General features: G+C 43.0%; 9 protein-coding genes and 1 tRNA gene. 6 read left to right on the forward strand and 4 right to left on the reverse strand.

Features of this window, described 5'->3' with window-relative positions; translation table 11 throughout:
* Position 1: 1 nt before the first annotated feature.
* Together I4V84_RS09015 and I4V84_RS09020 are read left to right on the forward strand one after the other, a co-directional pair.
* Positions 2-796, forward strand: a complete 795-nt coding sequence (locus I4V84_RS09015) for an ABC transporter ATP-binding protein (protein ID WP_118579997.1) — start codon at positions 2-4, stop codon at positions 794-796.
* Positions 786-1,742, forward strand: a complete 957-nt coding sequence (locus tag I4V84_RS09020; protein WP_118580000.1) for an ABC transporter ATP-binding protein — start codon at positions 786-788, stop codon at positions 1,740-1,742. Before I4V84_RS09015 ends, I4V84_RS09020 begins: the two co-directional genes overlap by 11 nt.
* A 66-nt stretch (positions 1,743-1,808) precedes the next feature.
* On the opposite strand, the gene I4V84_RS09025 is transcribed toward I4V84_RS09020, so the two are convergent.
* From I4V84_RS09025 to aroC, 3 genes are read right to left on the reverse strand one after another with little or no spacing between them, the layout of a single operon-like run.
* A complete protein-coding gene (locus I4V84_RS09025; protein WP_195991695.1) occupies positions 1,809-3,170 on the reverse strand; it encodes a nitrogenase component 1 in 1,362 nt (453 codons plus the stop codon).
* A complete protein-coding gene (locus tag I4V84_RS09030) occupies positions 3,136-5,373 on the reverse strand; it encodes a nitrogenase component 1 (protein ID WP_270431482.1) in 2,238 nt (745 codons plus the stop codon). Before I4V84_RS09030 ends, I4V84_RS09025 begins: the two co-directional genes overlap by 35 nt.
* 53 nt (positions 5,374-5,426) lie before the next feature.
* Positions 5,427-6,518, reverse strand: coding sequence for a chorismate synthase (gene aroC, locus I4V84_RS09035; protein ID WP_195991700.1), 1,092 nt, complete (start codon positions 6,516-6,518; stop codon positions 5,427-5,429).
* Positions 6,519-6,749: 231 nt separating this feature from the next.
* Here aroC and I4V84_RS09040 point away from each other — a divergent pair, with 231 nt between their 5' ends.
* From I4V84_RS09040 to I4V84_RS09055, 4 genes are all read left to right on the forward strand, one after another.
* A complete protein-coding gene (locus I4V84_RS09040) occupies positions 6,750-7,691 on the forward strand; it encodes a magnesium transporter CorA family protein (protein ID WP_148462836.1) in 942 nt (313 codons plus the stop codon).
* A 13-nt stretch (positions 7,692-7,704) separates the two neighbouring features.
* Positions 7,705-8,562: a hypothetical protein gene (locus tag I4V84_RS09045; protein ID WP_118580009.1), complete on the forward strand. Its 858-nt coding sequence runs from the start codon at positions 7,705-7,707 to the stop codon at positions 8,560-8,562.
* 98 nt (positions 8,563-8,660) lie between these two features.
* Complete coding sequence (gene pyk / locus I4V84_RS09050) at positions 8,661-10,094, forward strand: pyruvate kinase (RefSeq protein ID WP_173715474.1); 1,434 nt, start codon at positions 8,661-8,663, stop codon at positions 10,092-10,094.
* An 88-nt stretch (positions 10,095-10,182) separates the two neighbouring features.
* Positions 10,183-11,469, forward strand: a complete 1,287-nt coding sequence (locus I4V84_RS09055) for a diaminopimelate decarboxylase (RefSeq protein WP_173735328.1) — start codon at positions 10,183-10,185, stop codon at positions 11,467-11,469.
* 277 nt (positions 11,470-11,746) lie between these two features.
* Here I4V84_RS09055 and I4V84_RS09060 read toward each other — a convergent pair.
* A tRNA-Leu gene (locus tag I4V84_RS09060) sits at positions 11,747-11,829 on the reverse strand.
* Positions 11,830-11,874 lie beyond the last annotated feature (45 nt).

Below are 11,874 nucleotides of genomic sequence, written 5' to 3' on the forward strand. Positions count from 1 at the left end.
TATGGATATTCTGAATATTGAGAACTGTACGATTCGCTATCAGGAGCAGGAAGCGGCAGTAGAGCATGTTTCTCTTTCTGTAGGAGAGCAGGAAATCGTCAGTATCGTAGGTGAAAGTGGAAGTGGAAAAACAACTTTAATTCGTGCTATTCTCGGAATTTTACCTCCTGGCGGGACAGTGACAGAGGGGAAAATCTTATTTCAGGGAAAAAATATTTTGGAATTAGATGAGACGTCTTTACAAAAGCTCCGGGGAACGGAAATTGCAATGATCTTTCAGGATGTTGGAGCATCATTGGATCCCATACGGATTGTAGAGTCTCAATATCGGGAATCTATTCTGGCGCACAGGAAAATGGCAAAGGCTGACTGTCGGTCACTGGAAAAAGAAATGCTGGCAAAAATGCATCTGACAGATCCGGAACGTGTAATGGTATCTTATCCTTTTGAGCTTTCCGGCGGGATGAAACAGCGTGTTGGAATTGCAATGTCAATGACTGCAAGACCAAGACTTCTTCTTGCAGATGAGCCTACTTCTGCATTGGATGTGACAATTCAGGCAGAAGTGGTACGAGAAATGAAGAAGCTTCGGGAGCAGTATGAAACTGCAATTATTCTTGTGACACATAACATGGGAGTTGCTTCTTACATTTCAGATAAGATCGGTGTGATGTGCAAGGGTGAGCTGGTGGAATTTGGAAAAAGAGATGATGTGATCTTTCATCCGAAGCACGAATACACCAAAAAACTTCTGGCGGCAGTGCCAAGGCTGGAGGGAAAACGATTTGCAAAATGATACGATTCTCCTGGAAGTGAAAAATCTGAATAAGACATTTCCAGTGAAAAAAGAAAAATTATATGCAGTAAGTGATGTTAGTTTTTCCCTCAAAAAAGGTGAATGCCTGGGGATTGTGGGTGAAAGTGGATGCGGGAAAAGTACAGTGGCGAGAATGATTGCCGGTATCATACCTGTTTCGGGTGGAGAAGTACTGCTGGAAGGGGAAGCTTACATGAACCTAAAGGGCAGTGAAAAAAGACGTTTCCGCCGAAACATTCAGATGGTTTTCCAGGATCCTTTAAGTTCATTCAGTCCAAGAATGAAAGTTGGCACTTATCTTATGGAATCCAGGAGAAACTTTGATGGGATCAGTAAAGAAAATGGTCTTAAGGAAGCGCGCAAACTGCTTCTGGAAGTAGGTCTTCCGGAAGATTTTGTGAATCGTTATCCACATGAGCTTTCGGGTGGTCAGCTGCAGCGTGTGGCTATTGCCAGGGCCATTTCTATTCAGCCTAAACTACTGATCTGTGATGAAGCGACAGGTGCACTGGATGTTTCCATACAGAACCAGATTGCGAAGCTGCTGGTAAAGCTGGTGGAAGAAAAGCAGATCAGCTGTCTGTTTATTGGGCATGACCTGGCACTGGTAAGGAGTGTAAGTCAGAGAATCGCAGTTATGTATCTGGGAAGAATTGTGGAAATTCTGGAGAGTGAGACGCTTGCTGCAAAAGCAGTACATCCATATACGAAAATGCTGCTTGGTTCTGTTTTTGATGTATATTGCGATCAGAATGAGGAAATTGCAGCTGCAAAGGGAGAGCCTCCAAGTCCTCTTGAAGTGCAAAAGGGCTGTGCTTTTGCCGGGCGCTGCAACTGGTGCAGGGAGAAATGTAAAGAAGAACTGCCTCTTTTGCAGGAGATTGAGCCAGGACATAAGGTTGCCTGTTTTCAATTTATGAAATAAAATACTGCTCTGAGCAGCAAAAGCTGTCTGGTAGATGCCAGGCAGCTTTTTTGAGGTGGAATAAAGTTAATTCCATGCTCGAAGCAGTTTTGTACCATTTAAGATTTGTTCCAGAAGATATAGAGCACCTGTACATCCAATGTAAGTTTTGGGAATGACATGGATATATCCGGAACCTGGATTGGCAGTTTCAATGCCAAAAATGTTGTCGCTGTAAGTGTTCAATTCTACGATTGTGTTTGCACCAGCAAGAAGGATAACATTATTTACAGAGGCAATATCCTGTTCCAGTGCGTCTTCACAATGAAGCTCATGGAGCTTTTCCTGAATCAGATTTTCCGTGTGGCATTGTAAATAAAGTGGATGGATGACTTTGGGCTTAATGCTTAAATAACCGGAAAGATAATCCACATATCCTCTTAGAACGGATGGTTCGCCTTCCGCGGCATAGCGAAGATCCTTTGGGAAGCCTTTATTTCCCATATTATGTGCAATGAAATAGAAAGCGCGCGAACGGCTTTCTTCAATATAATCTAATGCAGGTTCACAATTTGTTCCAAGCAAAGAGGAAATCCCCCGGACAAATTCTTCGGTGAGGTCAAAACCGATTGGCATTCCTCCGGTCTCGTAAACTGGTATGGGAAAATGGCTGCGGAGATATTCGGCTGTTTTTTTACAACGCTCCGGGCAGAGTATAATATTGGCGTCTGCCTGAGCAATTGTACGAAAATCAGTTATGGGACAATTCATACCAGCTGCTACATGAACAGAGATTCCGCAAAGCTTCAGTAATTTGGTGATTTCCTTTAAACCGCCTTCCGGGAATTTCTCATGTGCATCAAAACCAAAAAGGTTAATAGATGGAATTTTGGAGGCTTTTTTATTGGTGCAAGGTTTATCACATAACAATTCCATCAGGCGAACGGTTGCTTCGTCGTATCCGATCATAGAATTTTCTGATAAGCCAGGGGATTCGATAAAAAGGTGTGGAATTCCAAATTCTTTGCTGATGGCATCCAGTTCCGGCTCCAGTGCTTCGCCGAGGAGAGAAGTACCGGGAGTCTGGATTACTGTGAATAAGTCATAACTTCTTTCTGAAAACAGATCGTTTAATGCGCGATGAAGTTGTTCGGCGGTCCCGAAAATATAATCAGAATAGCGGAGATTGGTAGCTGGTATGCGAGGACTGCCGATGCAAAACTGGCTGCGAAGCAACCGGTCATCCATAGCATCTTCCAGTCGAAGCTCATCACCAAGAGTCCATAGATTGGATCTTCGAATCAAAGAATCAACACCACTAAAGGTATAGTAGGTTTTACAGCCAATAGGACCATTTAGGAGAACCAGGTTGTTTTGGATCCCTTCACATGCAGAGATAACACCCGCAATGTGATCAGGGACAGCGTTTCTCAAATAATGATTTGTCATTTTTCCATCGTCCTTCCAAAGTGTTTTCAAATAAACGGATCCATTTTGCAGCACAATCTGTTCCAGTAAAGAAACCTGTGCTGATATCCCGTGCAAGATTTACGGTGCAGATTTCATCAGGTATGAAAGCCTGTCCCATAAAATCATTCAGGATAATAAGATCTGGCTTTTGTTTTGCAATAGAAGTAAATAATGTATTTTGTGCATTTTCCCAGTCCGCTGAGAATTGATGCTTCCAATCTGCAACGCTGTCTTCTTTACTTCCGATAAGGATAGAATCCAATACATCCAAATCCAGATCATGAGCCAATTCAAGAATCCAATCAATGCTATTGTTCTTTAAGAATAAAATCACTTTTTTCCCTTTATACAAAAGTTTGAGGTTGTTAATAGTTTGGGTGTATTGAATGCGGTTTTCTAAAATTACCTGTTCTGTTTCTTTTTCTTTTCCATAAAGTTTTCCTATTTTGCGAAGCCAGGAGGCTGTTTGGGAAAATCCCCTGGGAAGCTCGTTGCAAAGAAAACGGCAACCATATTTTTCTTCAAATATTTTTTGCAGTTCATGTCCTAGTTTATCATAGCGTGCCATGATCGAATAAGGCGCTTTTAAAAAATTATGGATGTTCTCCATTGATTCTGCGCAGATAAAGCGACAGTTGATTCGGATTCCTATTCTTTTAAATATTTCCTGCAGATTCATAAAAGTACAATCTGTCTGAGAAGAAATTGTATGTTCATAGACAAGATTGATGCAATCAGGTTCTGGCTTTACGTTCGGATCAACAGCTTGAAGAGCAAGCGTTTTGTAGCAAAGTGCCATTCCTTCGTTATAGTCACCGGCTTCGATTCCGTCAGTATGAATAATATACATATCGACACCAAGACTTTTTAATTCTTTTTGAAGTGGAACCAGGTCATCGCCACTCATGCCTGGAATACAGGAAGTGACAGTGATAATATTGCGGATTCCGCGTTTCACCATTTGAAAAGCTTTACGCCGTGTCTGTTCTACACCACCGTATACGGCTTCGTTTATGGTGATATCAGTATTCTCAAACTGTCTTGGAACAAAGGCCGGGTAAAGGATTCCGCGTTCATACAATCCTCTTCGTCCGTAGCTGGTAAAACCGTTAATGGCATACCAGGTGCAGCTTTTGGGAGCATGTCCGAGAATTGCGGCATCTTTGATATGAACCGCCAGATCGATAGCACCACGATAAGCACAGCCATATAGCGGAACTCTGCTAAAAGGATCAGATAAAGCTCTCTTTTTCGTGGCAGAAGGCTGTGCGGGAACAGCAGGAATCACGGGAGCAGATGTATGTTTGGAAATTGTAGTGGTAGTGTGGGATAGTCTTTCCCCACGCATAAAAAGCTCCATCTGCTCTTCAGATAAAGGGGCAGCGGCATAAAGAACAGGTTGCGTTTGTAATTTTTGTGCAAGCTCCAGAAAAATATTAGCTTCGGCACTTTTGGGGGATTTTTCAACCAGAGTCATTGCTTCTTTTTCTGCCTGGGTAAAAAGATTACTTCTGGGAATTTCTGCAAGAATTGGAAGATTGACAGCATTGGTAAAGTCTTCTACATATTTGCGATCATCACCGACTCCGCGGCTGTTATAGATGATCCCGGCAATCTGTCTGCCCTGGGGATTAAGATTCTTTATTCCGCACAGAATGTTATTTGCAGCATAAATAGACATAGATTCCCCACTTGTTACAAGAACTACTGCATCGGCATATTGTTTGCGGACAGGAACCGCAAAACCGCCACAGACAACATCTCCTAATACATCATATATGACCTGGTCATATTTTTCTATGGCGTGGTATTTGTTTAAAAAATCAAATGCAGTCAGAATTCCCCGGCCTGCACAGCCCATTCCTGGTCTGGGACCGCCTGCTTCTATGCAACCAGTGTCAAGAAAACCTGGTATTAATACATCTGCCAGGTTTTGTTCATCTTCAGGAGTGTTTAGAAGATAATCGAGGATAGTTGTGATTTTTTGCCCATGGTGTAGAAGACGGGTTGAGTCGTGCTTGGGATCACATCCTATTTGAAGTACTTTACTGTTGCAGACTGCTAAGGCTGCGGTCAGATTCGCACTTATTGTGGATTTCCCAATCCCTCCCTTTCCATAAACTGCAATTTGCATATTGGTCCTCCTCATTATGAAATTCCAAATTACCTTTGATAATGGCATTGGAGACTGTTATTACTTGCTGGAAAAATTTTTAACGACGTTTTTTTCGTAATCTACAGATAAAAATCCTTCACATAATCCATCCGTGCGCTCATATTAGAAAACATAGCATCTACCAGTGTGATGGCGGCCATGGATTCTACTACTACAACGGCACGGGGGACGATTACCGGATCATGGCGGCCTTTGATCTCAATGGAAATATTTTCCCCTGTGGCGGTTACAGTCTGCTGAGGCTGGGCAATAGACGGAGTCGGTTTGATATGGGCGCGGAGAAAGATTTCGCCGCCGTCGCTGATTCCGCCTAAAATACCTCCTGAATGATTGGAATTTTTCGCAATTTTTCCGTTTTCCATGTGGAAACCGTCATTGTTTTCGGAACCTTTCATTGTGGACACTTTGACTCCGTCACCAATCTCAACTGCTTTTACAGCACCGATAGACATAAGAGACTGGGCAAAGGCGGCATCCAGCTTACCGAAAACCGGATCGCCGATTCCGGCAGGAACACCGTTTATGCGGCATTCGATGACACCTCCTGCACTGTCCTCCTCTTTCATACATTGTTCCAGATACTGGGCTGCCTTTTCTGCGGCTACCATATCGGGCATGTAGAAGGCGTTTTCCCTGATTATTTCCGGATGGTAACTGTGGCAGGAGATTGGTCCGATGGAACTGGTGTATGCTTGTAGGGTAATACCAAGTTCTTTTAGAATCTTTGCGGCAATGGCACCGGCAGCAACCCTGCCAATGGTTTCCCGGCCGGAGGAACGTCCGCCGCCGCGATAATCACGGAAGCCATATTTGCTGTCAAACCCGAAATCTGCGTGTCCGGGACGGTAGGTCTGGGAGATATTTCCATAATCACGGGAACGCTGATCCTTGTTACGTACGATCATGGAAATAGGGGTACCGGTAGTCTGTCCCTCAAAAACACCAGAGAGAATTTCTACTTCATCTCCCTCGCTGCGGGCTGTGGTGTAACGGCTCTGGCCAGGCTTCCTTCTGTCAAGATAAGCCTGTATATCTGCTTCTGTAAGGAAAAGTCCGGCGGGAACTCCGTCTACAACGGCTCCTAATGCCTTGCCATGGGATTCCCCCCAGGTAGTAACCGTAAATTTTCTTCCAAATGTTGACTGACTCATAGGCGTAAAATCCTTTCTGTTTCTGACTGTACCAAAGTAATGTACGAATATATCTTTAAAGACATTATAGCGAAATGCAAAAAATTTGTAAACCGAATCTATTAGAATTGACAAAATTTCCTGTAGAAATTATAATTAAGCGTGTATTTTTGAGGATAGGAGCCCTGTCTGACAGAAAAGTGGGACAGCTGGTTTTTATACAGAAGCAAGAGATTGGAAGGAGTGCAGCTTGTGGTAAGGATTTTTAAGACAATAGAGGGTGCGATCCATGAGATTCAGGAACCACAGGAGGATTGCTGGATTGCAATGACCAATCCCACTGCAACTGAGATCTTTGAGATGTCCGAAAGATTCGGAATCGAAGTAGATGATCTTCGCGCTCCTCTGGATGAGGAAGAGCGTTCTCGTATTGAAGTGGAAGATAATTATACACTGATCCTGGTAGATGTTCCTATGATCGAGGAACGCAATGACAAGGACTGGTATGGCACTATCCCTCTTGGTATTATTGTTACCAAGAAGATGATTTTTACCGTATGTCTGGAGGATACCCAGGTGCTTACCCGGTTTATGGAGGGAAGAGTACGTAATTTCTTTACCTATATGAAAACCAGATTCATTTTGCAGATCCTATACCGCAATGCCACTATGTACTTGCATTATCTGCGTATTATAGATAAGAAAAGTGAACAGGTGGAGGAGAAGCTCCACATGTCCACCCGTAATCAGGAACTGATGGAACTGTTGGAACTGGAGAAATCCCTGGTTTATTTTACTACATCTCTTCGGTCGAACGAGGTAGTACTGGAGAAGCTTCTGAAGGTAGAGAGCATTAAGCAGTACCCGGAGGATACGGATCTTCTGGAAGATGTTATCATTGAGAATAAACAGGCAATCGAGATGGCCAATATATACAGCGGTATCTTAAGCAGCATGATGGGTACTTTTGCCTCGGTTATTTCTAATAACCTGAATGTGGTTATGAAGGTTTTGTCCGTTATCACGATTGTAATGAGTATTCCCACTATTGTGTTCAGTGCATATGGAATGAACCTGAGCCCTTCGGGAATGCCGTTTTCTGCTGACAAATGGGGATTTTTAGTGGTGATATTGCTGTCCATACTGGTGAGTATTGTGGCAGCTGTGATTCTGTCCAAGAAGAAATTTTTCTGAATAGGAGGATTACATGAAATTTATTGATAAGCTGGAACGAAAATTTGGAAGATTTGGTATTCCCAATCTCACAATTTACATGATTGTATGCTATGTGATCGGTTATGCACTGATGATCGTGAATCCAGGCATACTGAACTGGCTGAGCCTGGAACCAGCGTATATTCTGCGGGGACAGGTATGGAGACTGGTAACCTGGGTACTGTATCCACCGAGCACTTCCGGAGTATTATGGTTTGCAATTGCAGTTCTGTTCTTTTATTATCCAATTGGAACTTCTCTGGAGCGGACGATTGGAACTTTTAAATATACGTTGTATATTCTTTCGGGCGTGATATTTACAATTTTGGGAGCGTTTATTCTGTATTTCCTTCTCGGAGGAAATGTTCTGGTAGGAAACGTATTTTCTACTTATTATATCAGTCTGTCCACATTCCTTGCATATGCAATGTGTTATCCGGATATGCAGGTTCTGCTTATGTTTATCATTCCGGTGAAGATGAAGTGGATGGCAATTTTTTATGTGGTGATTGTTGTATATGAAATGATTCAGTATGTTATGGCAGGTGCATGGTATCTGGTGATCCCGATTGTGGCTTCACTGTTGAATTTCATTATTTTTTACTTTGGAACAAAGGATTTCAGCCGGTATAACCCGAAGGAGATCCACAGAAGAAATGAATTCCGCAGAGCAATGGAACCCCAGGGACGTATGAAATCAGGCAGCGGCAGTGTGACCAAGCACAAATGCGCGATTTGCGGACGTACTGAGCTTGATGATCCTAATCTGGAATTTCGTTTTTGTTCCAGATGCAATGGAAATTATGAGTATTGCCAGGATCATCTTTTTACACATACACATGTGAAATGAAATTAATGTAATTGTTAACCGGTAACATCGCATGGCTGCTGTGAACGATGTGGGCAGCAGCCAGCAAATGACTGAAAAGACAGAGGGAAAGACTGCTTATGAAGAGAACAAAAATTATCTGTACTATGGGACCAGCATCCAGTAAGAAAAATACTTTAAGAGCTATGATGCGTGCCGGAATGGATATTGCACGTTTTAATTTTTCCCATGGTTCTCATGAAGAACACAGGGGAAGAGTAGACATGGTCAAAAACCTACGGGAAGAACTGAATATTCCGGTTGCCCTGCTTCTTGATACAAAGGGACCGGAGATCCGTACCAAGCTTCTTAAGGATCATAAGAAGATTACATTGGAGGCTGGAAGCGAATTTACACTTACTACCGGTGATATAGAGGGAGATGAGACCAGAGTCGCCATCACATATGAAAATCTTTACAAAGATGTGAAAAAAGGCGGTAAAATCCTGATTGATGATGGTCTGATCGAACTGGAGATTGAGAATATTAAGAATGGGGATATTGTCTGCCGTGTCTTAAACGGCGGCGAGCTTGGAGAGCGCAAAGGAATCAATGTTCCTTATGTGAAAGTGAAGCTTCCGGGAATTACAGAGCAGGATAAAGATGATATTCTGTTTGGAATTACACAGGAGTTTGACTATATTGCAGCTTCTTTTGTCCGTGATGCAAAAGCGATTAAAGAAATCCGTCAGCTTTTGGATGAAAATGGCGGACATGATATTGGAATCATTGCCAAAATCGAGAATGCCGAAGGCGTTGAAAATATTGATGAGATCATCAAGGCTGCAGATGGTATTATGGTTGCCAGAGGTGATCTTGGTGTGGAGATTCCTCCGAGTGAGGTTCCTTATATCCAGAAAATGATCATCCGCAAGTGCAATGAGAACTATGTTCCGGTTATTACTGCTACCCAGATGCTGGATTCCATGATTCGCAATCCACGTCCTACAAGAGCAGAGGTGGCAGACGTTGCCAATGCTATTTACGACGGTACAGATGCTATTATGCTTTCCGGTGAGACTGCAGCTGGTAAATATCCGCTGGAAGCTCTGAAGATGATGGTGGAGATTGCACAGACCACAGAGCCTCACCTGCATTATGAAGATTATACCCATAACCGCAATATGTGTGGTGAGAGCAGAGTGTCCAGCGCTGTGGGACTGGCAGCAGTGCAGACTGCAAGAGATCTGAAGGCTAAGGCCATTGTGACTCCTACCTTTGGAGGAAGAACAGCCAGACTGATTTCCAATTTCCGGCCGGAAGCTCCTATTTATGCTGTTACTCCCAATGATACGATTCTGCATAGACTTCAGCTTGTATGGGGCGTTACACCGTTGAAAGGATACGAGAAGGATTCCACAGAGCATATTATTTCCCAGGCCATGAGCGTTGTCCGCAGAAAGCGGCTTGCAAAGAAAGGAGACCTGATCGTATTTACGGTTGGAGATCCTGCTACCAATATGACCCGGGAAGGTGCTGTAACAAATATGCTGCATGTGATTGAAGCCAAATAAAGCTGTCACAGGCTCTGACTTGTGACAACAGAAAAATTACTTTTTAAGAGCAGCGAGTGCTGTATTTTACAAACGAGGAGAAACTATTATGAAAAAGACACCTTTTGTAACACTGGAGAAGGTACAGGAAATTGCCGGAAAATATCCTACCCCATTTCATCTTTATGATGAGAAGGGAATCCGGGAGAATGCACAGGCTTTGAAGGAAGCTTTTGCATGGAACAAAGGCTTTAAGGAGTTTTTTGCAGTAAAGGCAACCCCGAACCCATTCCTGATCAAGATTCTGCAGGAATATGGCTGCGGATGTGACTGCTCATCCATGACAGAACTGATGCTTTCCAAAGCTATCGGATGTAAGAAGGGAGACATTATGTTTTCCTCCAACGACACTCCGGATAAAGAGTTTAAATATGCAGATGAGATCGGTGGAATTATCAATCTTGATGACATCACTCATATTGAGAGTGTAGAGAAAGCTGTTGGAAAGATCCCGGAGATCATCAGCTGCCGTTATAATCCTGGCGGAGTGTTCAAAATCAGCAACGATATTATGGATAATCCCGGGGATGCAAAATATGGCATGACTACGGAGCAGATTTTTGATGCATTCCGTATCCTGAAGAGTAAGGGCGCCAGGGAGTTTGGAATTCATGCATTTCTTGCCAGCAATACAGTGACTAATGATTACTACCCGATGCTTGCGAAGGTTATGTTTGAACTTGCTGTGAAGCTTCAGAAGGAGACTGGGGCGCATATTAAATTCATCAATCTTTCCGGTGGTATTGGTATTCCTTATCGCCCGGAGCAGACTCCAAACGATATTCGTGCAATTGGAGAGGGTGTACGCAAGGTATATGAAGAAGTTCTGGTTCCGGAAGGAATGGGAGATGTAGCTATTTATACAGAACTTGGACGCTTCATGATGGGACCTTATGGCTGCCTGGTAACAAAAGCGATTCATGAGAAGCACACTCACAAAGAGTATATCGGTGTGGATTCCTGCGCAGTAAACCTTATGCGGCCGGCTATGTACGGTGCTTATCATCATATTACTGTTCTTGGAAAAGAGGATCAGGTTTGCGATCACCTGTATGATATCACAGGATCTCTTTGCGAGAATAATGATAAGTTTGCAATTGATCGTTATCTTCCGAAGATTGATATGGGAGATTATCTGGTGATTCATGATACTGGCGCACATGGTTTTTCCATGGGATATAATTACAATGGTAAATTGAAATCTGCGGAGATCCTTCTTCACGAAGATGGAAGCTTCGATATGATCCGTCGCGCCGAGACTCCAAGAGATTACTTTGCAACTTTCGACTGCTTCCCGATTTATGAGAAAATGCTGGAGGATGAAGACCGGGCGTAATTACTTATGAGTAAGATAAAAACAGTTTGATGCGTTTGGCTTGCAGACTGTGTAAATGAAAAGAGGAACCGCTGAAATGCTGGCGGATCCTCTTTTGCTATATAGAAAGAATTTCTTTGGAACAGTTGGGGATTGATGGTCAAAAGTATGAACCCACGAGGCAAATGCAGGGCAAATTTTTGACAACACTTGACATTTGTTTAAATTCTGAGCAACAAAAAATCCCGTAAAATCAAGCAATTGACGGGATTTATATAACTTATGAAATATTAAAAAGTGCCGGCAGTGGGACTTGAACCCACACGTAGTTGCCTACAACAGATTTTGAGTCTGCCTCGTCTGCCATTCCGACATGCCGGCGGTTGAACAATTGATATAATAGCACATTATAAAAATAAAGTAAAG

It is taken from the genome of Ruminococcus sp. 1001713B170207_170306_F1, assembly GCF_015668065.1.
Lineage (GTDB): Bacteria > Bacillota > Clostridia > Lachnospirales > Lachnospiraceae > Blautia_A > Blautia_A faecis.